General features: G+C 68.4%; 19 protein-coding genes. 6 read left to right on the top strand and 13 right to left on the bottom strand.

Annotated elements, in window-relative coordinates; all coding sequences use genetic code 11:
* Nucleotides 1-100: 100 nt before the first annotated feature.
* The 3 genes from AC3B6A_RS15395 to AC3B6A_RS15405 all read right to left on the bottom strand — a co-directional run bounded on the left by AC3B6A_RS15395 (nucleotide 101) and on the right by AC3B6A_RS15405 (nucleotide 5067).
* A complete protein-coding gene (locus AC3B6A_RS15395) occupies nucleotides 101-2248 on the bottom strand; it encodes a methyl-accepting chemotaxis protein (RefSeq protein WP_488398078.1) in 2148 nt (715 codons plus the stop codon).
* Nucleotides 2249-2328: 80 nt separating this feature from the next.
* Complete coding sequence (locus AC3B6A_RS15400; protein ID WP_488398079.1) at nucleotides 2329-3348, bottom strand: AraC family transcriptional regulator; 1020 nt, start codon at nucleotides 3346-3348, stop codon at nucleotides 2329-2331.
* Nucleotides 3349-3387: 39 nt separating this feature from the next.
* Nucleotides 3388-5067 (bottom strand): AMP-binding protein, encoded by a 1680-nt coding sequence (locus AC3B6A_RS15405; protein WP_488398080.1) that lies wholly within the window; start codon nucleotides 5065-5067, stop codon nucleotides 3388-3390.
* A 520-nt stretch (nucleotides 5068-5587) separates the two neighbouring features.
* Here AC3B6A_RS15405 and pbpG point away from each other — a divergent pair.
* From pbpG to AC3B6A_RS15420, 3 genes are all read left to right on the top strand, one after another.
* A complete protein-coding gene (pbpG, locus tag AC3B6A_RS15410; RefSeq protein WP_488398081.1) occupies nucleotides 5588-6517 on the top strand; it encodes a D-alanyl-D-alanine endopeptidase in 930 nt (309 codons plus the stop codon).
* A 160-nt stretch (nucleotides 6518-6677) separates the two neighbouring features.
* Complete coding sequence (locus AC3B6A_RS15415; protein ID WP_488398082.1) at nucleotides 6678-7211, top strand: PaaI family thioesterase; 534 nt, start codon at nucleotides 6678-6680, stop codon at nucleotides 7209-7211.
* A 232-nt stretch (nucleotides 7212-7443) separates the two neighbouring features.
* Nucleotides 7444-8010 (top strand): TetR/AcrR family transcriptional regulator, encoded by a 567-nt coding sequence (locus AC3B6A_RS15420; protein WP_488398083.1) that lies wholly within the window; start codon nucleotides 7444-7446, stop codon nucleotides 8008-8010.
* A 257-nt stretch (nucleotides 8011-8267) separates the two neighbouring features.
* Here the strand turns inward: AC3B6A_RS15420 and AC3B6A_RS15425 are convergent, their stop codons facing one another.
* From AC3B6A_RS15425 to AC3B6A_RS15445, 5 genes are all read right to left on the bottom strand, one after another.
* Nucleotides 8268-9074 (bottom strand): SDR family NAD(P)-dependent oxidoreductase, encoded by an 807-nt coding sequence (locus AC3B6A_RS15425; RefSeq protein WP_488398084.1) that lies wholly within the window; start codon nucleotides 9072-9074, stop codon nucleotides 8268-8270.
* Between the two features lie 335 nt (nucleotides 9075-9409).
* A complete protein-coding gene (locus tag AC3B6A_RS15430) occupies nucleotides 9410-10450 on the bottom strand; it encodes an HlyD family secretion protein (protein ID WP_488398085.1) in 1041 nt (346 codons plus the stop codon).
* Nucleotides 10451-10457: 7 nt separating this feature from the next.
* A complete protein-coding gene (locus AC3B6A_RS15435) occupies nucleotides 10458-12551 on the bottom strand; it encodes a TolC family protein (RefSeq protein WP_488398086.1) in 2094 nt (697 codons plus the stop codon).
* 4 nt (nucleotides 12552-12555) lie between these two features.
* Entirely contained in the window at nucleotides 12556-13884 is a 1329-nt protein-coding gene (locus AC3B6A_RS15440; RefSeq protein ID WP_488398087.1) for a glycosyltransferase family 2 protein, read from the bottom strand.
* A gap of 3 nt (nucleotides 13885-13887) precedes the next feature.
* On the bottom strand, nucleotides 13888-15282 hold the full coding sequence (locus AC3B6A_RS15445) for a TackOD1 domain-containing metal-binding protein (RefSeq protein WP_488398088.1): 1395 nt from the start codon (nucleotides 15280-15282) through the stop codon (nucleotides 13888-13890).
* Between the two features lie 316 nt (nucleotides 15283-15598).
* On the opposite strand from AC3B6A_RS15445, the gene AC3B6A_RS15450 reads away from it, so the two are divergent.
* On the top strand, nucleotides 15599-15751 hold the full coding sequence (locus AC3B6A_RS15450; protein ID WP_488398089.1) for a PSPA7_2676 family Cys-rich small protein: 153 nt from the start codon (nucleotides 15599-15601) through the stop codon (nucleotides 15749-15751).
* 76 nt (nucleotides 15752-15827) lie between these two features.
* Here the strand turns inward: AC3B6A_RS15450 and peaD are convergent, their stop codons facing one another.
* The 5 genes from peaD to ccsA all read right to left on the bottom strand — a co-directional run bounded on the left by peaD (nucleotide 15828) and on the right by ccsA (nucleotide 22763).
* Nucleotides 15828-16961 carry a quinohemoprotein amine dehydrogenase subunit beta gene (gene peaD, locus AC3B6A_RS15455; RefSeq protein ID WP_488398090.1) on the bottom strand — a complete coding sequence of 378 codons (1134 nt, stop codon included), beginning with the start codon at nucleotides 16959-16961 and terminating at the stop codon, nucleotides 15828-15830.
* Between the two features lie 29 nt (nucleotides 16962-16990).
* Complete coding sequence (gene qhpC, locus AC3B6A_RS15460; RefSeq protein WP_296288163.1) at nucleotides 16991-17314, bottom strand: quinohemoprotein amine dehydrogenase subunit gamma; 324 nt, start codon at nucleotides 17312-17314, stop codon at nucleotides 16991-16993.
* A 1-nt stretch (nucleotide 17315) separates the two neighbouring features.
* The gene (gene peaB / locus AC3B6A_RS15465) at nucleotides 17316-18746 is read right to left on the bottom strand and encodes a quinohemoprotein amine dehydrogenase maturation protein (RefSeq protein ID WP_488398091.1); all 1431 of its coding nucleotides are present in this window, start codon (nucleotides 18744-18746) and stop codon (nucleotides 17316-17318) included.
* Nucleotides 18747-18823: 77 nt separating this feature from the next.
* The gene (gene peaA, locus AC3B6A_RS15470; RefSeq protein ID WP_488398092.1) at nucleotides 18824-20392 is read right to left on the bottom strand and encodes a quinohemoprotein amine dehydrogenase subunit alpha; all 1569 of its coding nucleotides are present in this window, start codon (nucleotides 20390-20392) and stop codon (nucleotides 18824-18826) included.
* A 196-nt stretch (nucleotides 20393-20588) separates the two neighbouring features.
* The gene (gene ccsA, locus AC3B6A_RS15475) at nucleotides 20589-22763 is read right to left on the bottom strand and encodes a cytochrome c biogenesis protein CcsA (RefSeq protein ID WP_488398093.1); all 2175 of its coding nucleotides are present in this window, start codon (nucleotides 22761-22763) and stop codon (nucleotides 20589-20591) included.
* A gap of 457 nt (nucleotides 22764-23220) precedes the next feature.
* Between ccsA and AC3B6A_RS15480 the strand changes: the two genes are divergently transcribed.
* Complete coding sequence (locus AC3B6A_RS15480) at nucleotides 23221-24897, top strand: MFS transporter (protein WP_488398094.1); 1677 nt, start codon at nucleotides 23221-23223, stop codon at nucleotides 24895-24897.
* A 201-nt stretch (nucleotides 24898-25098) separates the two neighbouring features.
* A complete protein-coding gene (locus AC3B6A_RS15485; protein ID WP_488398095.1) occupies nucleotides 25099-26592 on the top strand; it encodes an aldehyde dehydrogenase family protein in 1494 nt (497 codons plus the stop codon).
* Nucleotides 26593-26675: the final 83 nt, after the last annotated feature.

Raw genomic sequence — 26675 nt, forward strand, 5'->3', positions numbered from 1 at the left:
ATCCGCGATCCGGCCGCCAGGCCGGCCACGGCGACTGTCCCGGCTTCGCCGGGATTTCGCGGACAAGGTCCGCTCCTACGGGAGCGCCATCTGCGGCAGATCAGGCGCGGAACTGATCCATCAACCCCTGCTGGTGGTTGGCCAGCTGGTTCAGCGACTGGCTCACCTGCGCCGACTCCTGCGCCTGGCCGGACAGCGATTCGGTGACGTCGCGGATGCCCGCCACGTTGCGGTTGATCTCCTCGGCCACCGCGCTCTGCTCCTCGGCGGCGCTGGCGATCTGCAGGTTCATGTCGGTGATCACGCCGACCGCCTCGCCGATTCGCCTGAGCGCGGCCACCGCCTGCTCGACCTGGGACACGCTGTCCTGCGCCTGGCGGTGGCTGTTGCTCATCGCGCCGACCACCTCGCGGGTGCCGTGCTGCAAACCCTCGATCACCTGGCGGATTTCCTCCACCGAATCCTGGGTGCGCCTGGCGAGGTTGCGCACCTCGTCGGCGACCACCGCGAAGCCGCGCCCCGCCTCGCCGGCGCGGGCGGCCTCGATGGCGGCGTTGAGCGCCAGCAGGTTGGTCTGCTCGGCGATGCCGCGGATCACCTCCAGCACCGAGCCGATCTGCTCGCTGCTCGCCGCCAGGCCCTCGACCTGGCTCATGGCGCTGCTCATGTCGCTGGCCAACGCGTCGATCAGGCGCGTGGTGGTGTCGATCACGCCGAGGCCGTCGCGGGTCGCGCCGTCGGCGCCGCGGGCGGCTTCGGCGGCCAGCGCCGCGCTGTTGGCGACGTCGTGGGCGGTGGCGCTCATTTCCTGGGAGGCGGTGGCGACCTGGTCGACTTCGCGGAACTGCTGCTGCATGCCGGCGCTGGTCTGGCTGGCGATTTCCGAGGACTGGTCGGCAGTGGCGCGGGCGTCGTGCACCGAGGCTTTCACGTCGCGGATGATCGGCTGCAGCTTGTCGAGGAAGCGGTTGAACCAGCCGGCCAGCTCGCCCAGCTCGTCCTTGCCGGCGTAGTCCAGGCGCCGGGTCAGGTCGCCTTCGCCGCTGGCGATGTTGCGCAGCATGGCGGCGACATTGAGGATCGGCCGGGTCACGCCACGGGCGGTGAGCCAGACCAGCAGCAGGCCGACCACGGCGGCGACCAGGCCGATCAGGGTCTGCCACAGCGCACCGCTGGCGCTGCGCTCATCCAATTGCTTCTGCAGCTGCAGCGCGGGCGCCAGCAGCACGTCCTGGGGCACGTCGAGCACCACCGCCCAGGGCTTGCCGGCATCCGGGATCGGCAGCAGCGGTTCGACCACGCGCAGCCGGCCGTCCTTCTCCAGCACCTGCGGGCGGCCGGCGGCCTGTACGCCGAGCAGTTCGCCAGACTGGCCGGGGAAGGCCTTTTCCAGCGGCTGGCCGAGCAGTTCCGCGTTGCCGCTGTTGCCGGCGAGCAGGCCCGCCGGGCTGACGATGCTGACGCTGCCGGCGCCGTCGTAGAGCTGGCGGTTGCCGTCGAGGCTGAGCTGCTGCAGGCGGCTCAGGCTGATGTCGATGCCGATCACGGCGATGACCTTGCCCTGGTCGAGCAGCGGGAAGGTGACGCTGGTCATCAGCACGCGGCTGCCGGAGGCGCCGTCGAAATAGGGGTTGAGCACGCAAGCCTTGCGGCCCTGCAGCGGGCACTGCTGCCAGGTGTTGAACGGCGTGCCGTCGAGCATCACCGAGGTGTCGGCGATCATCGCCTCGGTCACCGCCAGGCTGGTCATCTCGCCGGAGGCCTTCTGCGCCCAGTAGGCGCCGAAGCGGCCCTTGTCGTTGCTGCCGGCCTCGGCCTGGTCGACGAACCGCGCGTCCTGGCCGTCCAGGGCGTCGGGCTGGAACACCACGTAGAGGCTGAGCAGCGCGGGGTTGCTCTTCAGGCTGTCGCGCACCAGCAGGTTGAGGTCCTTGCGCGTGCTGGCGGCGTCCGCGCCATGCCTGATCGACTGCTCGCGCAGCTGGCTGACCTGGCGGGAGAACTGGTTGCCGAAGTGGTACACGTCGGTGAAGAAGCGCTGGATGATCTCCGCCTGCTGCTCGCTGCGCGCCTGCATCCGCGCCCTGGCGGCGTCCTTGAGCATGTCGGCGTTGGCCGCCTTGACCAGCCCGGCGTCATGGTTCATGCGCAGCAGCGAGAGGCCGACCAGCAGGCTGACGATGCAGAGCAGGCAGAAGCCGGTCAGCAGGGTGATTTTCCACTGGATCGAAAGACGGGACAGGAACATGGCGTGGGCGTCCTTGGGCAAACGTCGGTTTCTTGAAGGGTGATCGGCTTCCAGCCGGCTTTCTTGAGCGGCCCCGGGACTTACCCGGGCTCCTGGCGGATCAGCGCGCGGTATTGCCCCGGGGTCGAGCCGGTCCACTTGCGGAAGGCCTTGTAGAAGGCGCTGGTGTCGGCGAAACCGAGCTCCTCGGCGAGGTCGGCGAAGTTGCCGTCGCCGCTGTCCAGCCGGGCGATGGCGAGGTCGCGGCGCAGCTGGTCCTTGAGCGCCTGGTAGGACTGCCCTTCGGCGGCCAGCTTGCGGCGCAGGGTCGAGGGCGCCATGTAGAAGTGCCCGGCGAGGGCGTCGAGGTCGGGCCAGCGCTCGAACTTCAGGCTGCGCAGGTAGGCCTTGGTGCGCGCGGCGAGGCTCTGCGGGTCGCGGTAGCGCACCAGGATGTTGGCCGGCGCGCCGTTCAGGAAGCGCTTCAGCTCGCGCTCGTCGCGGCGCACCGGCAGGTCCAGGGCCTCGGCGTTGAACAGCAGGCGCGACTGGCGGCGGGCGAAGTTGAGGTTCTCGCTGAACATCACCCGGTAGTCGGCGATGAAGTCCGGCGGCGGGCAGCGCAGCTCGACGGCGAGGATCGGGATGCGCCGGCCCACCAGCCAGCAGGCCAGGCCGTGCAGCATCAGCCACAGGGTGAAGTAGCAGAAGGCGCGCGGCGCCGGGCCGTCCGGCTCGTCGAGGACGATCGCGGCGAGGCCGTCCCGGCGGGTCAGGCGCGGGGTGAAGTCGTCGAAGATCAGGCCGATGAAGCGCAGCGAGGCGTTCAGCGCCGCCTCCAGGGTCGGCTCGCGGATCGCTGCGGCGGCCATGAAGTTGAAGCTGCCGGACTTCATGCGCCGGGCGTTCATGCCGAAGAATTCGTCGTCCATTTCCCGCGCCAGGCGCCGCCAGAGCCGCGCGTAGGCTTGGCTGGAAACCCGCGCGTAGGGCTTGCCGAACAGCTCGGCGGGAATGCCGGCGGCGGCCAGCAACGGGCCCTCGTCACCGGCGCGACGCCGGAACTCGGCCAGCGCCTCGGCCACCAGGCGGATGGAGATGGTGCCCTTCTCTACGCCCATGCCGCCTCGCGGTCATGGGCGTGAGGCGGCGGCGTCCGGTCAGCCACGCTTGCTGCACACCTCGTCGATGCTGATCTCGCGCATGCGGAACTTCTGGATCTTGCCGGTCACCGTCATCGGGAACTCGTCGCAGAAGCGGAAGTAGCGCGGCACCTTGAAGTGGGCGATGGCGGCCTTGCAGAAGGCGCGCAGTTCCTCCTCCTCGACGCGGTGGCCGGGGTGGAACTTGACCCAGGCCACCAGCTCCTCGCCGTATTTCTCGTCGGGGATGCCGATCACCTGGGCGTCGGCCACGGCGTGGTGGGTGTAGAGGAATTCCTCGATCTCGCGCGGATAGATGTTCTCGCCGCCGCGGATGATCATGTCCTTGCTGCGCCCGACGATGCGCACATTGCCCGCCTCGTCCATCTCCGCCAGGTCGCCGGTGAGCATCCAGCGCGCCGGGCTGATGGCTTCCATGGTCGCCTGCGGGTTGTTCCAGTAGCCGAGCATGACGCTGTAGCCACGGGTGCACAGCTCGCCGATGGTGCCGCGCGGGACGATGCGGCCGTCGATGTCGATGATCTTGCTTTCCAGGTGCGGCTGGGTGCGGCCGACGGTGGTGACGCGGGTTTCCAGGTCGTCGTCGGGGCCGGTCTGCAGCGATACCGGGCTGGTTTCGGTCATGCCGTAGGCGATCTGCACTTCGGCCATGTGCATCTCGTCGATGACCCGGCGCATCACCTCGATCGGGCAGGTGGCGCCGGCCATGATCCCGGTGCGCAGGCTGGAAAGGTCGAAGTCGCCGCGATTGGGGTGGTCCAGTTCGGCGATGAACATGGTGGGCACGCCGTACAGCGCGGTGGCCTTTTCTTCCGCCACCGCCGCCAGGGTCGCCTCGGGCTCGAAGCTGGGCGCCGGGTAGATCATGGTGGAGCCGTGGGTCAGGCAGCCGAGGTTGCCCATCACCATGCCGAAGCAGTGGTACAGCGGCACCGGGATCACCAGGCGGTCGTGCTCGGTGAGGCCGAGGCTGTCGCCGACCATCAGGCCGTTGTTGAGGATGTTGTAGTGGCTGAGCGTGGCGCCCTTGGGGAAGCCGGTGGTGCCGGAGGTGTACTGGATGTTGATCGGTTCGTCGAACTGCAGCAGCGCCTGGCGCTCGGCCAGCTCGGCGGCGGAAATCGCCGCGCCCAGCGGCGCCAGCTGGCTCCAGCGGAGGAAGCCGGCGGGGGCCGTGTCGGACAGGCTGATCACCCCGCGCAGCTCCGGCAGGCGCTCGCTGGACAGCTCGCCCGGACGCCCCTGCCCCAGCTCGGGCAGCAGGTCGGCGAGCATGCCGTGGTAATCGGAGGTCTTGAACGCATCGGCGCACACCAGCCAGCGGCAGCCGGACTGCTTGAGCGCGTATTCCAGCTCGTTGCCGCGGTAGGCCGGGTTGATGTTGACCAGCACGGCGCCGACCTTGGCGCTGGCGAACTGGGTGATGCACCACTGCGCGCAGTTGGGCGCCCAGATGCCCAGGCGGTCGCCGGGGCGCAGGCCGAGGGCGAGGAAGGCGCGGGCGATGCCATCGACCACCCCGGCCAGTTCGGCCCAGGTGTAGCGCAGGTTCTGGTGGCGCACGACCAGGGCCTCGCGCTGGGCGAATCGCTCGACCGTGGCATCGAAGGCAGCGCCGACGGTCATGGCCAGCAGGGGCTTGTCCTGGCGGCCGCGGGTGTAACTCAGGTGGTTCATGGCTTTCCCTTGTTGTGCTTGTTCTGGGATCAACACTGAACGTTCGGCGACGGCATCGACGTCGGGGGTCTGTGGCCGGGCCTGCTTGCAGGCCGCCAACCGGGCTGACTGGCCGGTCGCGGGCTGCGGAACATGTTTACGTTAACGTAAAGGTAAGCGCAACCCCAAGACCTCTCCCTTGATGCCATGCCGCCACTCCATACAGTGGAGGATAGCCAGTCACAAAACGTGCCATCAGATGAAAAATCCATAGCTGGCAAGGGTTTGACACGTTTTTCAACTACCGGGGCGTAGCCTGTGCCGGTTGCATTTCGCAACAGCCGGCGCCTTGCCCGCCGCTGCGCCGGCATTACCGTCCGCGGACCTGCGCGATTGTCGATGGCGCTGTCTCAGGCCGTCGCAAAGTGATACAGCCCCCGCCCCGCACGGCCGCGTGCGCCGGACCGGGGCATGAATTAGAATCCGCGAAATTGCCTACAGGGATGTAGAACTTTTCCACTAACACCTGCGAATCACATTCATGACTACTCGTCGTTCGATACTGAGCCTGCTGTTTGCCTGCGCCGCTGTTGTCTGTACATCGAACTCCCTCGCCGCCACGCCCGCCAAGGCGGCACAACCCAATCAACTGGTCCTGGCCTCCGGCAGCGCGCTGGTGGTCGACCTGCAGTCCGACAAGGTCATCTACTCCAGCAACCCCGGCCTGGTCGTGCCCATCGCCTCGGTGACCAAGCTGATGACCGCCATGGTGACGCTGGACGCCAAGCTGCCGATGGACGAGATGATCACCGTCGACATCTCCGAGACCGCCGAGATGAAGGGCGTGTTCTCCCGCGTGCACCTGGGCAGCCAGATCAGCCGCGAAAAGATGCTGCTGCTGGCCCTGATGTCCTCCGAGAACCGCGCCGCCGCCAGCCTCGCCCACAACTATCCGGGCGGCTCCAAGGCCTTCGTCGCTGCGATGAATGCGAAAGCGAAATCGCTGGGCATGACCAGCACCCACTACGTCGAGCCCACCGGCCTGTCGATCCACAACACCTCCAACGCCCAGGACCTGATCCGCCTGGCCAAGGCCGCCTACACCTACCCGCAGATCCGCCAGATGAGCACCACGGCGACCAGCGACGCGCGCTTCAGCAAGCCCGGCTACTCGCTGAGCTTCTTCAACACCAACCCGCTGGTGCGCAACGGCAAGTGGGACATCCGCCTGACCAAGACCGGCTTCACCAACGACGCCGGCCACTGCCTGGTGATGGTCACCATGATGAACGGCCGCCCGGTCGCCCTGGCCCTGCTGGACGCCTTCGGCAAGCGCACCCACGCCGCCGACGCCAGCCGCATCCGCCGCTGGGTGGAAACCGGCAAGGCCTCGCCGGTACCCGCCGCCGCCCTGCAATACAAGGCGCAACGCAGCCAGGCCCGCGCGGCCAGCGTGCAGGCCGCCGAGTAATCCCCCTCGCGCTGGCGGAGCCTCCTCCGCCAGCCGCTCCCCGCTGACGCTTACCCCCTGCCGGATGGCGCTTTCGCCGCTTATATGTCGACCGTCATCGAATGCTAATATGATGACCGACATATACATGGCCGAACGGGCCGGAAGCAGGAGTTGAGCGATGAACGATATTTCCCGCGAACAGAAGATCGCCGCCTGGGAGGCGGCCGCCGCCGAAACGCGCCGGCGCCTGGCCGAGCCCGGCGTGATCGCCCTGCAGGAACTGCGCGGCAAGACGCCCCTGGCCTTCTTCGAGGGGATCGGCAACGGCGAGCTGCCCTCGCCGCCAATGAATGACCTGATCGGCTTCGTGCCGCTGGAATGGGGCCAGGGCCGCTTCATCTTCCAGGGCACCCCGGACCTGCGCCACTACAACCCGCTGGGCACCGTGCACGGCGGCTACGCGGCGACCCTGCTGGACTCGGCCATGGGCTGCGCCGTGCACACCATGCTCGAACCCGGCCTGGGCTACACCACCACCGACCTGCGCATCAGCTACATCCGCGCGATGACCCGCGACACCGGGCCGATCCGCGCCGAAGGCACGCTGATCCACCTCGGTCGCTCCACCGCCCTGGCCGAGGGCCGCCTCTACGACGTGGACGGCCGCCTCTATGCCACCGGCTCCACCACCTGCCTGATCCTCGGGCGCTGACTGGCCGGCTTTTTCCAACTGACCATTCCGGGGGCTGGCGGGCGGCGGGGAGCTTGCGATACCCATCCGCGGGGCCGCGCGGTAATCGATGGGTATCGCTTCGCTCCACGCCATCCTACGGCCCTGCCAAAGACCATTGCTCCCGCGCGCAGCCTGCCGTGAATCACCCTCCGCTGCCCATCCCGCGTTAGAATGACACCCGGCATTCCATGATCCGCAGGAGACCCCGGTCATGCGTTACTCCGAAGACCACAAGGCCCAGACCCGCGAGCGCATCATCAACGAGGCGGCGCAGCGCTTCCGCAGCGAAGGCGTCGACGCCACCGGGTTGCAGACGCTGATGAAGGCGCTGGGCCTGACCCACGGTGGGTTCTACGCGCACTTCAAGTCCAAGGACGAACTGGTGGAGATCGCCCTGCAGCAGGCCGCCGCGCAACTGCGCGAGCGGGTCGAGCGGCAGTTCGAGCAGGACGACCCGCTGCCCGGCTTCATCGACCAGTACCTGTCCGCCGGCCACCGCGCCGCGCCGGGCAAGGGCTGCCCGCTGCCGACCATGTCCGCCGAGCTGGGCGCCCGCGGCCACGCCAGCCCGACCACCGACGCCATCGTCCGCGCGCGCATGTCGGCCATCGAGGAGGCCTTGCCGGCGGAGCACGCCGAGGACGAGAGCATCGCCCTCCTCGCCACCCTGGTCGGCGCGCTGGTGCTGTCGCGCAGCGTGGCCGATCCGCAGCTGTCCGACCGCATCCTGGACAGCACCCGCCGCCACCTCAAGCGCGAGATCGGCGCGGCGGAGTGAGGCGTTGATTGCCGGAGTATCAGGCAGCATGGGTATCGCTTCGCTCCACCCATCCTACGGATTGCCGACACTCTGCAAACCTCTGTAGGAGCGAGCTTGCTCGCGAACAATCCCAGCTGCGGACTGACAGGTTCGCGAGCAAGCTCGCTCCTACAAAGAGCAAAGAGCCATCAGCCCCTGTCGGGTTCCATCCTGAACGCGCATAAAAAAGCCCCGGCGCAAGGCCGGGGCAAGCTTTTCGCCACTCAACGAATCATTCAGTCGACCGCGAGGCCATAGCGCCGCGCCGGGACGCTGCGCGACAGGTTGGGCGCCATCTTCATCCGGGCGGCGGTCATGGCGTCGAACTCGCCGGCATCCGGCAGCGACGGCAGGGTCACCACTTCGCCCTGCGCCAGGCCCGCCAGCGCAGCATCGACCATGTGGTTCACGTCCATCAGCATTTCCGCCGGCAGCGCGGAGATATCGGTGCCGGCGCGCTCCCAGATCTCGGTGCGGGTGGCGCCCGGCAGCACGACCTGGATGCGCAGGCCCCGGGGCGAAAGCTCCTGCTGCATGGACAGGGTCAGGTTGAGCACGAAGGCCTTGGTGGCGCTGTAGCTGCCGTTGAACAGCTCCGGCGCCAGGGCCAGCACCGAGGCGACGTTGATGATGGTGCCGCGGCCGCGACCGGCGAAGGCCCGGGCGGCGGCGCCGGCGAGGCGCGCGGTGGCGGTGACGTTCAGCTCGATCATGCTTTCCAGGCGGTCCAGGTCGGTTTCCACCAGGGTGCCGTTGAGCGCCACGCCGGCGTTGTTCAGCAGCAGGCTGATGCCCGGGTCCTCGCCCAGCCGGGCCTCGACGCGGGCGCGGTCTTCCCGGCGGGTCAGGTCGGCCCTGAGCACCTCCACCGAGACGCCATGCTGCGCGCCCAGCCGCGCGGCCAGGGCGTCCAGGCGCTGCTGGTCGCGGGCCACCAGCAGCAGGTCGTAGCCCTGGGCGGCGAGGCGCTGGGCATAGGTCGCGCCGATGCCGGAGGAAGCACCGGTGATCAGCGCGCGGCCCAGTTCGGATTGGCCATTCATGGTTCTTCTCCACAGGGGCAACAGGCCCCGCATGCAAGGGAAATCAGGGCCCGGGGGCCGTCTGGAGTGTCCGGCCCGAATTGAATTACGGCCGTCATCTGACGATTAATATTATGCATGTAATATTACCTGTCAACACCTCGTACGCGCAGGTGACAGGCGGCGGCAAGGACGAAGGAACGCAGCGCTCCGACGTCAGGATTCGGCGAGGGATGAAGCGAAGGCGCGAAACAGGACGGGCGACACGGGACGCGAAAAGATTGGCGCTTTCCAGCCCGGCGTCTGCGCGACCGCCTCGGGAAGCAGGCGCCAGCACGGCCGGCGCCCGGCGGGCGTCACTCCTGAACGGCCCAGCGGTTGAGCCAGTTCCAGCGATGCGGGAAGCGCGCCTTCAGGCCCAGGCGGTCGACGCGCCAGAATGCCGGCCACTCGCCCTTGACCCGCGCCAGCAGGCGCAGGTTGCGGTTCGGCGCGCTGAACGCCTCGCGCAGCTCCACCGGCACCGGGGCGGCGTCCTCGACCATGCGCACCACCTCCGCCGGCAGCCACTTGCCGTCCGGCAGGCGCACCCGGAACGGCTGGCCGGGAGAGGCGTATTCGGCGAAGCGCGGGTCGAGGTAGATCCAGATTTCCGCATCGCCCAGCCGCTGCAGGCGCATCAGCAGGGTGCCGGGGCCGACGTTCTCACCCTCGCCGACCAGGACTTCGCTGATGACCCCGGGGTCGCCGGCCTTCAGGTCGAGCCCTTGCAGGCGCGACTGCAGCCAGTCGCTTTCCAGCCGGCGCTGGCGATCCAGCGTGTCGTCCCCCGGCTGCGACTCGCGGCGGTCGAATTCCACCAGATCGCGCTGGCGGCGGTCGCGCTCGTCCTGCGCCTGCTGCACTTCACCGCGGGTCGCCGCGCCCGCGGCGAACAGGCCGCGCAGCTGTTGCAGGCGGCTGTCCGCACTGCCCAGCAGGCGCACCAGGGGCTCGCGCTCGCGTTCGCCGAGGGTCCGCCGGCCGCTTGCCGCGGGCATCGCCTGCGACGGGTCGGCCAGCAGCGCCAGGCGCGCGCGCCATTCGGGATTGTCCATGCGCATCAGCAACTGGCCGGCCTGCACCTTGTCGCCGGGCCGGACCAGCACCTGCGCCACCTGCCCGGCCTCCCGGGCGCGCAATTCAGTGGACGGCAGGTGCAACTGCGCGGGCGCTTCGATCAGCCAGAGGCCGAGCATTTCGCGCCCCACCAGGAACAGCAGCGGACTGGTCACCACCAGCAGGATCAGGTACCAGCGCAGCTTGAACGCCATGCGCTTGCCCGGCGCATAGAGCACCTTGAGGCCCTGCTCCTGGGTGGGCTGTTGTTCCTTCGGGCTGGAGAATCGAATCTTCATGGGATGCTCAATGCGGGTAATGGGACCAGTCCTGCCAGTCGATGCCGGAAACCCCGGCCGCCTGCAGAGGTGTACGCCAGCGCTCCACCTGCCGTTGCAACTGGGCGCGCGACGCTCCGGCCCAGGACTCTTCGGCCGGCAATTGCGGCTCGACACTCTGCGCCAGGCGGAAACGCAGCGCCGGCCAGCGCCGGGCGATGGACTGTGCCTGTTCCGCGCTGCGTTCGGGGTTGCGGGTGTAGATCATCAGGCTGACCTGCCGTACGCCGACCTGCGGCAGGGCGCAGGGCACGCAGGTGCCGCCGGCCGGTTCGGCGAACCAGCGCGGGTGGCTGGACAGTTCCAGCGGCCAGTAACCGAGCCGGGCGACCGCGCCCAGGGTGTCCAGCCAGTCCCGCAGGCGGCTGTCGGGCACCGGCCAGCCGAGCTGCTCGACTTCCAGGTCCAGGTGCACGGCGTCGAAACGCACCTCGCGCAGCTGGCCGAGCAGCGCCAGCAGGTCCTTTCGCCCGTCGGCCGACAGCCACGCCGGGTCGCCCAGCAGCAGGACGACCTGCATGCCCTGGGCGCGGGCATCGGCCAGGGTGCCCTGGAGCTGCCCGCGCAGGGTCGGGATATCCGCCACCTGACGGGCGTCGAGCCCGACATGGAGGCGCTGCATGCCGGCGCTGCGCAATGCCTTCAGTTCGGCGCGCCGGGTTCCGGGCTGCAACAGGGCATGGCTGTTCCACAGGTACACCCCCTGGCTCCAGGCCGCGCCCCCGGCCGGGCGGGCCTTCTCCCGGGTCTTCGCGGGGGCGTCCGCCGGTGCTTGCCAGCTCAGCTGCTGCGCACCGAGCAGCGGACTCAGCGCCTGGTCGTCGTCGACGAACATCCGCAAGGCGGCTTCGCGCAACCACACGGCATGCCACGCGGCGATCAGGCGCAGGCCGTTGTCGTAGCGCGCCAGCGCCGCCGCCTGCTCCTCGGCCAGCGAGCCTTCGGCCGAACGCTCCGCGCGCAGGCGCTGCTCGCGCAGGGCCACCGCGGACACGTCGAGTTGTTCGCGCTCGCGCTCCAGGTCCTCCACCGCCTGGCGCTGCCCTTGCAGCGCCTTGCCCAGCGCCTGCAGCAACTGCTGGCGCTCGGCGCTCAGCCTGGCCTCGGCCGCCTGGTGCCGCGCCTCCCCTTCCCGCCCGCGGGCCTGGCCGTAGGACATCAGGTCGAAGGGCGTGGAGAAGTTGAGACTGGCGACCAGGCCATTGCCAGTGCTGGTGGCCCCGCTGCGGTCCTCGTAGCTCTGCGCCACGCTGAAGCTGGAATCGATGCTGTCGTACCAGGGCGACGTGCGGTTCCGCTCGGCCTGCTTCAGCTCATCGCGGCGCTCCTGCAGGCGCGGATGGCCTTCCAGCGCCTGGCGCCAGCTGGCCAGGGGCTGCACCTGCGCGGCCAGCGCTTCCGCCTGGGCCTGCGTGCCGGGGGTGATGTCCAGGCCGGAGAGATCGGCCAGGCTGGCGCGGGTGTCATCCATCAGCCGCGCGCTCGATGCGCAACGCCGCTGCAACGTCTGCCACTGGCCGTCCAGCAGGCGCGCCTGGGACGGCAGCAGCCAGCCCTGGCGCTGGCGCAGGGCCAGGCGCTCGCGGGCGCTTGCGGCGTCCGGCAGCAGCGTCCGGCACCAGCGGTTTTCCTCCTCCGCGCGCCACCAGTCGGCGTAGGCGCTGCGCAGTGCCAGCCGCTGTTCGGCCTTCTGCAGCAGGCGCCGGGAGCGCTGCCGCTGCTGTTCGAGCTCGACGGCGGAAATCGCCTGCACCTGGCGCTGCAGGCTGCCCAGCAGGGGATGGCGCAGACCCAGCGCCAGGCTGCGTCCGTAGTAGGTATCGATCACGTCCTCGGTCACCAGCTCGCGATAGTGCCCGGTACTGCCCGCGCCGAACCACTGCCAGCCCGCTTCGGCCTCGCGCTGCTCCTTGAGCGCGTCCAGGGCCCGCAGGTCGGCGCCGTTGGCCTGCAGGACGGCACTGTCCTCGGCGCTGTCGAGCACCCGCGACAACGGCAGCACGTCGGCCCGGGACAGGCCGGCGGCCAGCAGCAGGGAGCCAAGGAGCAGGGAACGCATCATCGGATCAGAACCTCTTTGCCTTACGCAGCACCCACCAGGGCGCCATGCTGGTTTCTTCATGGCCGCGGCGCAGTGCCTCGTTGAGCATGGCCACCGCGCTCCACAGGCGCATGACCAGCATGAACAGCGGGAAGACGAAGACCACCGGGAACAGTTTCAGGTCCTGCCGCGGACGCTCGGAAACCAGCACCAGCATGGTCAGGTACAGCAGCAGGGTCACGCCCAGGTAGACCAGGTAGATGAGCAACGCCAGGGACACGACCCGCGGCCAGGGCGTGATCAGCGGACCGATCACGCAGTAGCCGAAGATGATGAACGGCAGCACCAGCTGGAAGAAGAAGCCGGTGACCAGGGTCATCAGGAAGTTGGGCCAGCCCAGCAGGCGCGGGTTGAAGCTGTGGCGATGCTTGCGGATGTAGAGGAAGTAAAGGTCGCCGTCCCAGCGCAGCCGCTGCTGGAGGAACTGGAGGAACTTCACCGGCGCGTCGGTATGGCCGATGGCGCCGGGCTCGAAGGGGATGCGCAGGGGCCTGCGGCCGAAGTAGTTCTTGATCCGCAGGGTGATGTCCAGGTCCTCGGCGGTGTGGGTGTCCCAGCCGCCGATCTTGTCGAGGAAGCTGCGGCGGAACGCGCCGAAGGCGCCGGACACGTTGTTCACCAGGTTCCATTCGCTGAGGCCGATCTTGGCCATGTGGATCGACAGCTGGTACTCCAGCGCCTGCATGGCGGTGGTCAGCGAAGCCCAGGCATTGCGCACCCGCAGGCTGCCCGCCACCGCCGGCACGTCGGGGTCGGCGAAATGCCGGACCATGCGGCTGACCATGTCGTTGTCGAAGGAGGTATCGCCGTCCAGCGCCATGATCACCTCGCCGGTGCAGTGCGCAAGGCCCGCATTGAGCGACGAGACCCGGCCGCCGCGCTGCCATTTGGCGATCGGGCGCAGCAGACGCCGGGGATGCAGCGCCGGATCGACGCGGAAGTCGCGCACCGCCTGCATGGTCGGCTTGTTGACCGCCGCGCCGTCGACCACCGGGATCATTTCGATGTAGCCCGGATAGGTCTGCTCGCACAGGCTCAGCAGGGTCTTCTGCACATCGAGCCCTTCGCTGTAGCAGGTGATGATGCACGACACCCGCGGGCGGAAGCCGTTGTCCTTGGGCAGCTCGAACGGCTTGCGCACGAACCAGCGCAGCACGCCGATCAGCACCATCAGGTTGAGCGGCACCTCAAGCAGCAGGAAGGCCGGCAGCAGCGTGAGGGCTGCCCGGAAGAACCCGTCGGGACGGGCGAACTCCCCGATCAGCAGCAGCCATTGTTCGGTGAACGCGTCCATGTCTCAGCCAAGCTGTCCGCCCAACCGGGCCAGCAGCAAGGCGGCGTCCTCCTGTTCCAGTTGGTCGTCCGGCGCGGTGAAGCCCGCCAGGCGGACTTCGATGCGCGTTGCCTTTTCCTGGGTCAAACGCTCGGCGCCCTTGGCCAGGCGCTGGCGCACCACCGCCAGCCCGGCGGCGTCGGTGTGGGGCATGAGCACCCAGAGCACCTCGTCGCTCATGCGGCAGCAGCGATCGGTTTCGCGCACGGCTTCCTGCAGGCGTTCCACCAGCCCGTCGACCAGCGCGTGGCCGCGCATCTCGCCCAGGTCGGCCAGGGTTTCCAGCAGGTTGACGTAGCGCAGCCCGAGCAGGGAGAACGGCGGATTGCGGTGTCGCGTGGTCAGTTGCAGCTGCCAGGTGAGCAGGTCGAGGAAGGCCTGACGCGGCAACAGGCTGAGGCTGCCGAAGCTGTCCATGCTCGCCGAGGCGCCGCTGAAGCCTTCGCGGCAGCGCAGGCGCCCGGCCTCGGCCATGCGGAAGTGGCGCACCTCGCGCACGCGCAGCTTGTCCGGATCGTGGTTCTGCCCGCAGTCCAGGCAACGCGCCTCCACGGCGGCGTCGACGAAGAACGCCTGGCAACTGCGGCAGCGGTAGTTCTCCAGGGGGCGGTCGTAGTCGCTGCCGATGTGGCGCAGGCGGGTCAGGCAGTTCGGGCAGAGCAGCAGGCCATCCTTGAGGAAGTGCTCCTGGGGCCCGACGTGCCCGCAGGTGAAACAGTGCAGCGACGGCTGACGGCCGATGTCCAGGGCCTGGCACTCCGGGCACACGTCCACATAGTTCAGGCGTCCCGAACCGCAGCTGACGCACAGGCGCAGGCGGTCCAGCAGTTCGCCCGCCTCCAGCCAGCCCTGCTGCCCCATCAGTTGCAGCCAGGAGAACGGGTGGACCTCCTCGCTGTCGCTCAGGGCTTCGAGAATCGGGTAGCGGTAATGCTGCGGCACGCTGCTGTCGCGCACGGCATGCACGTCGCCGCGGGAGCGCAGCCAGAGCCAGGCCAGCACGCGCTCCTCGAAGCGCGCCGGCGCCTGCCCGCGGTTGAACAGGTTGAAACGCTCGCGCCACAGGCGCCAGAGCGGTGTGATGGCGCCCGTTTCGGCCGGCGGCGCGCCATCGCCCAGCGCCGTGCACCAGGGGTCGAGGTCCTGGCAGCAGTAGATCAGGGCGAAGCGATAGCGTGGGTCCTGGCGCAGGCTGCGGAGTATCTGCCCCGCCTGGGTGCCGGGCAGGTCCAGGAGCAGCACATCGTAGGTCGATGCCGACTGCAGGGCGGCCAGGTCGGCGAAATGATCCAGTTCAGCGCCGCTGTAGCGGGAGGAAGCGCTGCCGATCACAGCGGCCAGGGGTGACGCGGTATTCATGGAAAATCTCTGCGAGTTGTCCTTAACCTGAGGGTCAGTAATAGCAAAAAAGCATCATGGATTCGACATTTATTTGTCGAGGAAATATTACACCGATATCACTTGCCATTTTATTGACGTCGATCAGCCCGCGCACCGGCCGCCTCCGCAACGGTCGCCGAAGCCACTCACGACGGCCGCAGGACCATCCGGCACTTTAGATTGTCCAGTCTAGACGGCGGGCGCGAGTCTGCTACCACCCCGCACAAGAACAAACCGGGAGCCCCAACTGCACGTTCTGCCTGCCTATGCACCGGGAATGCCCGGAGGAGGACACATGCGATTGCGCTGCTTTTTCCTGGGATGCCTTTGGGATGAAGGGAGTCTGATCGAGATCGGCCGGGTGCCGATGCGCTGCCAGCGCTGTGCGCGCTGCGGTGCCCAGCGTTACCTGGCTGCCGGAAGACCGAGCGAGGAGGCGGAAACCTGACGGCGCCCGTTCATCGATCCAGGCGCCAGGGAAAACTGCCCGGGGCCTTGCGCCCCGGGCAGCCAGGCAGTGCCGGTCAGTTGGCCACGAAGGCCTGGCTGGTGGTGATCGCCATGTCGCCGCCGGGCAGCTTCAGACCGCCGATGCGCTCCAGGCTGTCGGCGTCGAAGATCGCCACGTCGTTGAGGGTGCCGGTGAGGTACAGCTTGTTGCCGGCCTTGTTGGTCGACAGGCAGTAGTAGGAGTGGTCCAGGTTCGCCGCCTTGACCAGCTTCTGCTCCTTGATGTCGTACTTGGCCAGGCGGTTGAGCACGCCGTAGACGATGTTGCGGTCCTTGGCCGAGCGGATGCCGCTGAAGTACACCTCGGTGACCGGGCCGAAGTCGACGGTCTCGGTCTTGCCGGTGGCCAGGTCGATGTTGAAGAAGCCGTAGAGGAAGTCGGCGGTGGCCAGGTCCTGCTTGGCGTCCTTGAACTTCGCCGTGGTGTAGAGCAGCGAGAAGTCGCGCGGATAGGTCTGCTGGTTCCACACGTAGAGCACATCTGGCGGCGCGTAGTTCGGGCGCTTCCAGTTGCGGCTGGGGATCACCACGTCGAACTTGCCGGTCTTCACGTCCACCTTGTAGATGTCCGGGCCCGCCACGTAGAGGGTGCCGTCGTCGCCGCTCTGCATGATGGTCAGCTGGCGCGGCGCCGGGAAGGTGCGCACCGGCTTGGCGTTCATCCCGCCGGCCGCCGAGTAGACCTGCAGGCGCGGCTTCTGCACCTCGTAGTGCTCGGCGAGGATCAGCGTCGGGTTGGCGACGGCGTAGATTTCCTTGCCGTCGTGGCTGACGGTCATGGAGAAGATCGACCGCGCGTTCTCGCCCGACTTCTGCGCGAGGGTGGCGTGGAACACCGGCTTGCAGTCGTCGAGCTGGATGCCGTAGATGTCCGCGTAGTGGTTGCTCAGGATGTAGGCGATCTTGCGGTCCGGCGACAGCTGGGTCATGCCCGGGCCGTAGGCGCCGGGGATGACGCAGGTCTTGTAGAGCTTGTCGGTCTGCATGTCGATGACGTGCAGGTTGTTCGGGTAGTTGGTGCTGATCAGGTACTCGTGGCCACTTTCCAGCGCTTTGCTCACATCGGTGCCGGCGTCGGCAGCAACGGCTTGCAGCGCGCAGGCCAGCGAGAGGCCGCCGAGCGCGGCGGCGAATGCTTTTCTGGACATGCAGGTTTTCCTCTTGTTCTTCTGTCCGCTCATTTGTCGTTCGGGAATACGGTGCCCAGGTTGCGCCAGTCCTCGGCCGAGGCTTGGGCATCCTTGTTCCAGTCGGGGTAGGTACTCATCATGTCCGGCACCTGGGCCGGCCACCAGCAGGGGTCGGAGCAGCCGTAGAGGTCCGCCTCCATCGGCTGGCAGAGCGAGGACACGCCGCCGAACACGTCGACTTCCCAGCCCGGGTCGGTGGTCGCCGCGCAGCCGGCCACGGAGTTCATCGCCACCACGTCCTCGATGCGATCCTCGGCGGCGGCCTGTTCGAGCTTCTGTGCTTTGGTGTTGATCGCTTTCAGATGTTTCATGTCAGTGCGCCTTCCGCGGAGTGATGTGGCGGTCGATGAAGCTGGGGTTGGCAGCCATGATCCGGCTGTAGACCTCGATGCCGAAGTCGACCCAGTCCCTCATCAGTTCGCAGTAGTGGTAAGTGGGATGCGCCGGATCGCCGTAGCGCGCGTAGCTCTCGTGGTAGCAGCCGCCGGAGCAGAGGTTGCGGATGCGGCAGCTGGCGCAGCCGGTGTCGGTACGGTCCAGGCGCTGCGAGAGGAACTCGTTCAGCTCGGCCTGCTTCACCCCTTCATGCACGTTGCCGAAGGTCGGCAGCGCGGAACCGGTGAAGCGGTGGCAGAGGTTCAGCTCGCCCTTGTGGTCCACCGCCAGCATCTTCAGCCCGGCGCCGCACGGCAGGGCCTTCTTCTGCCCTTCGTGGATGTCGGTGATCAACTGGTGCAGGTTGGAGAAGCCGATGTTGCGCCCTTCCAGCGCCTCGTCCAGGTAGCGGCGGCCGAGGGCCTTCATGTTGGCGAAGACCTGTTTCAGCTCGTCCCCGGTGAGGTTGAAGCTGCTGATGTCGCCCGAGGTGACCGGGGCGAAGCCGACCTCGGCGAAGCCCATCTCGTTGAACAGGTGGTCCCAGATGGTCTCGACGTCGGTGACGCCGGTGGTCAGGGTCACCCGCGCGCCGACCGGCCGCGCGGTGTAGCGCGACAGCAGCATGTCGGCCTTGCGCCGCACCACGTCATAGGTGCCCTGCCCGCCCACGGTGATGCGGTTGCGGTCGTGCACCGTCTTCGGCCCGTCGATGCTGATCGACAGCCCGAAGCGATGGGCGTTGAGCCAGTCGACGATCTCCTCGGTGAGCAGCGTGGCGTTGGTGGTCATGACGAAGTCCACCGTCTTGCCCAGCTCGCCGAAACGCCGCTCGCAGTAGGCGACCATGTGCTCGATCAGCGGGCGGTTGGACAGCGGTTCGCCACCGAAGAACACCACGGTGTAGCGCGGCTCGTCGGGGGACTCCTGAAGCAGCATCTCCACCGAAGCCTCGGCGGTTTCCGCGCCCATCTTCTTGCCGGCGGAAGGCTTGTCCAGGTCTTCCTTGTAGCAGTAGGTGCAACTGAGGTTGCAGCCGGTGTTGACGTTCAGCACCACGGTGTTGAGCGCGGTGCGGTCGACTTTTTTGATACCGATCTCCGGGGTCAGCGGCGAGCCGTCGCTGACCAGCTCCAGCGCGATCAGCTCGCGCAGGGTCTCGTCGATCTCCTCGGCGGCGAACTGCCCGCCCAGGCGCCGGGTCAGCTCGTCCGGCGAGCAGGCCTGCCCGCGCAGCGCGTCGATGATCCCGCCGGTCAGTTCGTCGCTGGCGAACAGCGACGAACTGGGGATGTGGAACAACAGGCGGTCGGCGTCCACCCGCACCTCGTGCAGGTTGCGTTCGACCAGATTCAAGATGGCGCCCATGGCGACCTCCCGGAACTTGCTCAGTACACCCGCCCGCAGGCGGGGGTTCATGCGTTCAGTTCATCCGAGCCCGAGACTTATGGGATCGGCGGGTTGTTCCAACGCTGCACGGTCACGATCATGTGCCCCTCGCCCTTGTGCGACTGGCCCGCGTCGTCCACCGCGGCGATCACCTTCAGGTTGCCGGCGTTGTTGGTCATCATCTTGCGTTCCGGGTTCGGGCCGGCGTCGCCCGGGGTGAAGATGCCGGTGTCGGCATCCATCTCGCCGGCGAACTTCACGTCCTGGTCTTCCTTGGCGCGGTCGTCGAACGGCTCCACCGACCACTGCGCGGGGAACACGCCGATGCGGAACGGCTTGCCGTCGGCGCCCTTGCCCCAGGCCTCGGCGTCGAAGCTGCCCTGGACCTTGGGCGTGGAGCCGCCATTGCCGCCGATGCGGGCGATGGAGAACTCCGGCACCACCTTCACTTCGGCGATGTCCTTGTACACGGCCAGGCTGGCGCCCCCGGCGGTGCCGACGGTGACGTCGCGGGCACCGGCCGCCGCCTCATCGCCAGCCTTGACCTTGACGGTCACCCGCTCGGGCGTCTGCGACACCACCGAGACCACCTCAACACCGGCGCCGAACGCGGGCGTGCCCTTCAGGCCGGTGCCGATGACGCTGACCTCGGTCTCGCTGCCCGCCTTCAGGTAGGCCGGCTGCACGGCCAGCACGCGGCTGCCGCCGCCCTGCGCGGCGACGAAGTCCAGGCCGCGCTCGTCGTGGGCCTTGTCGAACATGCGGCCCTGCATCCGGCCATCCAGGGCGGCGAACACCTGGCGCATGGACAGGTCGCCCACGGTGACGTTGCCGCGCCACTCGTAGCCGTTGTAGAGCACCGCGCTGCCTTCGCCCTCGAACGGTTCGCCGTCGGCGTACCGGCCCTTCAGGCTGACCTTGAACGCATCGTCGCCGCTCTTGGCCACGCTCATGGTGCCGGCGAGGTCGCCCTTGCCCGGCATGTGCCCGGCGAAGCTCCAGTCACCGGCCAGCGCCTCGGCCTTCGGCCGGCTCGCCTGCCAGTCGCTCCAGGCCTTGCTGTCCAGCGGGTAGCGCTTGGCCAGCTCGGGGACCATGTCCTTCTTCGCCAGGTCGAACCAGTCGCGGTCGCGGGACAGCGCCTGGTACTCCAGCGTCGGCCAGCGGCCCAGGTGGAAGTTCACCAGCTTCTCCCATTCCGCCGCCGGGCGGCGCTGCAGGGCGACGCGCGCGCCGGAGTGGCAGCGGGCGCACATCTGCTCGAAGTTGGTATCGAATTTCTCGACGGTGTTCAGCCGGCGCTCCATGGCGTAGCGCACGCCGTCGGCCTCGCTGGGCGCCAGGCCCTGCTTGTCGGCGAGGTACTTGACCACCGAACGGCGTTCCTCGTCGGTGATCTTCAGGCCGTACATCACCTGCATCCGCGCGATGCTCATCAGCCAGCCCTCGGGGGTCTTGCGCTGGTGGCTGATGCGGCTCAGGGCATTGTTGCCTTCGGGCGTGTGGCACGCCTTGCACTTGGCGTTGACGATCGCCTGGCCATCGGCGGCGTTGGCCGGCTGGTGCAGCGCAAAGGCCAGAGCGGCCAGGGTTCCGGCACCCAGACAGTGCCGAAGTCGTGTCATCTTCAAGGTCAGGCCTCCTCGGTATTCTTGTTGGTTATTTCTGCCCACCGATGGGCTAAGCGCAATTGCGTGGAGCGCTGCGAAGTGATTTAGCAGATTGCGTGCCACTCCCTTGCAAGTCCCGCCGCATCAGGCTTGCGGCGGCCCCCTCGGCACTCCCGCCGAGGTTCCATGCGTCTAATTTCGCGATTGCTGTCTAACTCTGAGACACGGCCGGCGCGACACCGCCAGAAGCAGTATGGCCGCCCTTTCGCAAAGCGCCGCCCGCCGGCAGCAACAGGGCGCCGGAGAGCATCGCCAGGAGGCCGATCCAGACGAACGAGAGGAACGGGAAGCGGCGGATCACCACCACGCTTTCGATCTCGTCGCCCGGCTGCCTGAGCAGGCGCGCCGAGGCCGGCACCCAGACCTGCAGGTCGCCGCTCCAGCCGCGCAGGATGAATGGATGCAGCACGTAGCCACGGTCGGCGGCGAAGCGCGCGTAATGGTAATCGAGGATTTCGCAGAGCTGGCGCACCGGGCCCTGGTAGGCCGGCGGGTTGCCGCGGCTGTCCTGGAACAGCGCGTGGCCGGCGAGCGTGCGCTCGCCGTCGCGCAGCTCCACCCGGGCCACCGCGTGGTAGCCGGAGAAGTCCGGGCGGCTGGAATCGGGCAGCACGCGCACCTGCATGCCGCCGGCCAGCGCATGCCACTGCTCCAGCGAGGTGTCCGGGGCGATGGTCACCTGCTGGTAGCTGTTGAGCGCGGTGGCCGCCAGCCCGCCCAGCAGCGCCACCACCGCGCCGCCGTGCACCAGCGCCAGTCCGCCGCTGTAGCGCAGGGTGCCCAGGCGCCGGCTGCGCCACAGGCCCAGCGCGCCCCAGAACAGGCAGCAGGCCATCAGGAAGGCGCCGCCGAGCAGCGCCGCGTCCAGCCAGGGCAGCACCGCCACCACGCTCTGCGAGAGCATGCCCTCGCCGTCGTAGCCGCCGCTCAGCCAGCCGCCGCGCCAGCCGACCCAGAGCATCACCGCGGCCATCGCCAGGGTCGCCAGCAGCGCCGGCCGGGAGCGCCCGCAGCGGCGCAGGAAGCTGTAGCCGCCGACCAGCCCGAGCAACCCGAGCAGCGGCAGCAGCCCCTTCGCCAGGCCGTAGCCGTCGACGTCCCACTGGTCGAAGGCGCGGCGCAGGCTGTCCATCTCCTCGGTGGTGGCCCAGGCGGTCAGGGTCTCGAAGAAGGGCTTGAGCTCGCCCGGCCGCTCCAGCCCCAGCCATTCATAGAGATGCGCCTGGACCAGCGCGCCGAGGGCCAGCAGGCCGGTGCCGGCGAACAGGTAGATGGCCAGGTCCAGCGTCCAGTCCGACGCCCCGCGCCGCCGCCCCGGCGCCCTCCCGGCGCGGCGGCCGGCGATGAGCCCGAACGCCGCCAGCACCAGCAGGAGCAGCGCCAGCGTCAGGTGGCTGAGCCAGGACGTGGTGCCGATGTAGCGGTGCGAGCTGGCCAGCACCGTGCTGCGGGTCACCGCCATCGCCACGCAGGCCATGGCCGCCGCCAGCAGGCTGAGCAGCGGCAGCAGGCGCCGGTTGGCGCCGTCCGCGCGCCAGCGGCGGGCACCGTGCAGCACCGCGCCGAGCAGCGCCCAGATGACGAAGGCCGAGGTCTGCACCGGGTCCCAGTGCCAGAGCTGGCCGAAGGTGAAGTCCTCCATGGCCCAGGCCATGCCCGCGCCGATCCCGGCGCTGAGCACCAGCCAGGCGCGCCGGCTGTAGCGCGGCATCACCCAGGCATAGGCGCCGCCGCCCTGCCCCAGCGCGCCGAGCGCGGCGCCGGCGGGCGCCAGGGTCCAGGCGTAGGCGCAGAGGATCAGCGGCGCGTGGAAGGACATCCAGAAGGTCTGCAGGTGCGCGTTCATGCCCTGGCTGGGCTGGCTCGCCAGCCAGTCCGCCGGCGTCGCGCCGAAGGGCCCGAGCCAGGCGGCGGTGGCCGTGTACCAGGCGGCGATCAGCGCCGTTCCGCGTCCGCCCCAGCCGTCCAGCTGGCGGGTGTTCAGGGCGGCGACCATGCAGAAGGTCGCCAGCAGCAGCACCGTGCCTTCGTCGCCACCCCAGAGGTTGGAGAACTTCAGGTAGGCCGGCAGCGCCGCGCTGCTGTACAGCCAGACGTAGCGCAGCTGGAAATGGTCGGCGAGCAGGTGCAGCGCCAGCGCCAGGCTGGCCCCGCACAGCACCCCGAGGGCGACCGGCCAGGCCGCCGGGCGCAGGCCCGGGCGCACCGCCCCCAGGGCGATCAGCGCGGCGACTGCCCAGAGCAGGCCGTCGCCGAGCCACGGCAGCAGCCAGAGCGCCGCGCACGCCGCCAGCGCGGCACCCCAGCCGCAAAGCGATGACGACATCCTCTTCAAGCGAACCTCCTGTCTGGCGGCGCCTGACGCGACAGGCGGACAAAACCCTGCCCTCACACAATCCGTGCCAGCGGCGAAATCCCTTGGGGAACAATCCGTTGCCCCGTTTCCGGGGGCACGGGGCCGTGGCAATTCGCGACGGCTGTATCAGCCTGAGACACCCCGGACAGTTCTAGACGATGGCCGGACGAGGCGAATTCCGCCGCCGCGCGCAGGCCCGCGCGTCGGAAAAACGGCCCAGATCCGCGCCGGCCGTAGGTTTGCGGGGCATCGCGGTGGATATCCGGGGCATGCCGGTTATGCTCTGCGATGACCTTGCAGCAGTGCAGGGCCGCCTGTTTCCACGCTTCGCGAAATCCGTATGACCCTGTCATCAGCCCCTGGGCCTGAGTGCGGCAACGGTAATTGAGTGACTCCGGCCTGCAACGACAACAAGACGGAGAAGAACATGGCGCAGACCTACAGCCCCGCCGCGGGCAACGCACCCCACAGCGGCATCACACGGGAGGAGCGCAAGGTCATCTTCGCCTCCTCCCTCGGCACCGTTTTCGAGTGGTACGACTTCTACCTCTACGGCTCGCTGGCGGCGATCATCGCCAAGCACTTCTTCGCCGGCGTCAACGAGACCACCTCCTTCATCCTCGCCCTGCTGGCCTTCGCCGCCGGCTTCGCGGTGCGCCCCTTCGGCGCCATCGTGTTCGGCCGCCTGGGCGACATGATCGGACGCAAGCACACCTTCCTCATCACCATCGTGATCATGGGCAGCTCCACCGCCGTGGTCGGCCTGTTGCCGGCCTATTCCACCATCGGCGTGGCGGCGCCGTTCATCCTGATCACCCTGCGCCTGCTCCAGGGCCTCGCCCTGGGCGGCGAGTACGGCGGCGCGGCGACCTACGTGGCGGAGCACGCGCCACAGGGCAAGCGCGGCTTCTTCACTTCGTGGATCCAGACCACCGCCACCCTCGGCCTGTTCCTCTCGCTGCTGGTGATCATGGCCTGCCGCACCGCGCTGGGCACCGAAGCCTTCGAGTCCTGGGGCTGGCGCGTGCCGTTCCTGCTGTCGATCCTGCTGCTGATCGTCTCGGTGTACATCCGCCTGCAACTCTCCGAGTCGCCGGTGTTCCTGCGCATCAAGGAGGAAGGCAAGGCGTCCAAGGCGCCGCTGACCGAATCCTTCGGCCGCTGGGACAACCTCAGGGTGGTGATCATGTCGCTGCTCGGCGGCACCGCCGGGCAGGCCGTGGTCTGGTACACCGGGCAATTCTACGCGCTGTTCTTCCTGCTGCAGACGCTGAAGATCGACGCGCAGACCGCCAACTTCCTGATCGCCGGCTCCCTGCTGCTGGGCACGCCGTTCTTCGTGTTCTTCGGCGCCCTCTCCGACCGCATCGGCCGCAAGAAGATCATCATGGCCGGCTGCATCCTCGCCGCGCTGACCTACTTCCCGATCTTCAAGGGCCTGACCGAGTTCGGTAACCCGGCGGTGTTCGCCGCCCAGGAGCAGAACCCGGTGGTGGTGATCGCCGACCCGTCCCGCTGCTCGTTCCAGTTCGACCCGGTGGGCAAGGCCCGCTTCACCAGCTCCTGCGACCTGGCCAAGAGCCTGCTGGCGAAGAAGGCCATCCCCTACGAGAACGTCCGGGCCGAGCCCGGCGCCGTGGCCCAGGTGCGCATCGGCGAAACGGTCATCAGCAGCTTCGAGGGTGGCGGCATGCCCGCGGCGGACTTCAAGGCGCAGTCCGAAGCCCTCACCGCGCAGCTGGGCACCGCCCTCAGGGACGCCGGCTACCCCGAGAAGGCCGACCCGGCGCAGATCAACCACACGGTCATGCTGCTGCTCCTGACCGTGCTGGTGATCTACGTCACCATGGTCTACGGGCCGATCGCCGCCTGGCTGGTGGAGCTGTTCCCGGCGCGCATCCGCTACACCTCGATGTCGCTGCCCTACCACATCGGCAACGGCTGGTTCGGCGGCTTCCTGCCCACCGTCGCCTTCGCCATGGTGGCGGCCACCGGGGACATCTACTACGGCCTCTGGTACCCCATCGTGATCGCCGCGATGACGGCGGTCCTGGGCACCTTCTTCCTGCCGGAAACCAAGGACCGGGAGATCCACCACGGCTGAAGCGGATATACCGCCTGGCCGTCTCAGCCGCTGTCGCAATGTGCGACAGCGGCTTCTTCCCTGACGGCCCATCCAATCAATAAAATCCTTTTGATTCAATACGTTGCATAAAAGCATCGGCCTTGGCACAGCCGTTGCGATGGTCCACCTCACGCTGTTCTCGGACAGACCACACGAACAGACCAACAAGAGGCCATCGCAATGCTCGCTTCCCTGCCCATCAAGCCCGAATCCCGCGCCTTCCTGCAGCGCGCGCCGAAAATGCTGATCGGCGCCGACTGGACCTCCGCCAGTGACGGCAACCGGATGGACCTGCGCAACCCGGCCACCGGCGAAGTGCTGTGCCAGGTCCCGGCCGGCACCCCCGCCGACGTCGACCGCGCCGTGCGCGCCGCGCGCCAGGCCTTCGACGATTCTGCCTGGAGCCGCACCCGCCCGCGCGAGCGGCAGAACCTTTTGTGGAAGCTCGCCGAGCTGATGGAGCGCGACGCCGACCTGCTGGCCGAACTGGAATGCCTGAACAACGGCAAGAGCGCCGCCGTCGCCCGGGTCATGGACGTGCAACTGGCCATCGACTTCCTGCGCTACATGGCCGGCTACGCCACCAAGATCGAAGGCAGCACGGTGGACGTGTCCATGCCGCTGATGCCCGACGGCGACTTCCATGGCTACATCCGCCGCGAAGCCGTCGGCGTGGTCGGCGCCATCGTCGCCTGGAACTTCCCGCTGCTGCTGGCCTGCTGGAAGCTCGGCCCGGCGCTGGCCACCGGCTGCTCGGTCGTACTCAAGCCGGCCGACGAAACCCCGCTGTCGGCCCTCAAGCTCGCCGAATTGGTGCTCGAAGCCGGCTACCCGGCGGGCGTGTTCAACGTCGTCACCGGCACCGGCATCACCGCCGGCGCCGCCCTCTCCCACCACCCGCTGGTGGACAAGCTGACCTTCACCGGCTCCACGCCAGTGGGCAAGGAAATCGGCAAGGCGGCCATGGACAACATGACCCGCGTGACCCTCGAGCTGGGCGGCAAGTCGCCGACCATCGTGATGGCCGACGCCGACCTCGCCACCGCCGCCGCCGGCGCCGCGCAGGCGATCTTCTTCAACCAGGGCCAGGTCTGCTGCGCCGGCTCGCGCCTGTACGTGCAGCGCAAGCACTTCGACAACGTGATCGCCGACATCGCCGGCATCGCCAACGGCATGAAACTGGGCAACGGCCTGGACCCGAGCATCGACATGGGCCCGCTGATCTCCGCCAAGCAGCAGAAGCGCGTGTTCGACTACATCGAGCTGGGCCGCGACAAGGGCGCCACCATCGCCTGCGGCGGCGAGCAGTTCGGCCCCGGCTACTTCGTCAAGCCGACGGTGATCGTCGACGTCGACCAGAAGAATCCGCTGGTGCAGGAGGAAATCTTCGGCCCGGTGCTGGTCGCCATGCCCTTCGACGACATCGACGAGGCCCTGCGCCTGGCCAACGACAGCCCCTACGGCCTCGGCGCGAGCGTCTGGTCCAACGACCTGGCGGCGGTGCACCGCATGGTGCCGCGGATCAAGTCCGGCTCGGTGTGGGTCAACTGCCACAGCGCGCTGGACCCGGCGCTGCCCTTCGGCGGCTACAAGATGTCCGGCCTGGGCCGCGAAATGGGCGCCGCCGCCATCGAGCACTACACCGAGCTGAAATCGGTGCTGATCCGTCTGTAAGACCCTGCGGGTCTACCTCGCCCGCGCACTCCCCCGCGCGGGCATTGCCTCCCCCGGCCGTGGCGACACCCGGGGGATTTTTT

This window comes from Pseudomonas sp. B12(2026) (genome assembly GCF_057767015.1).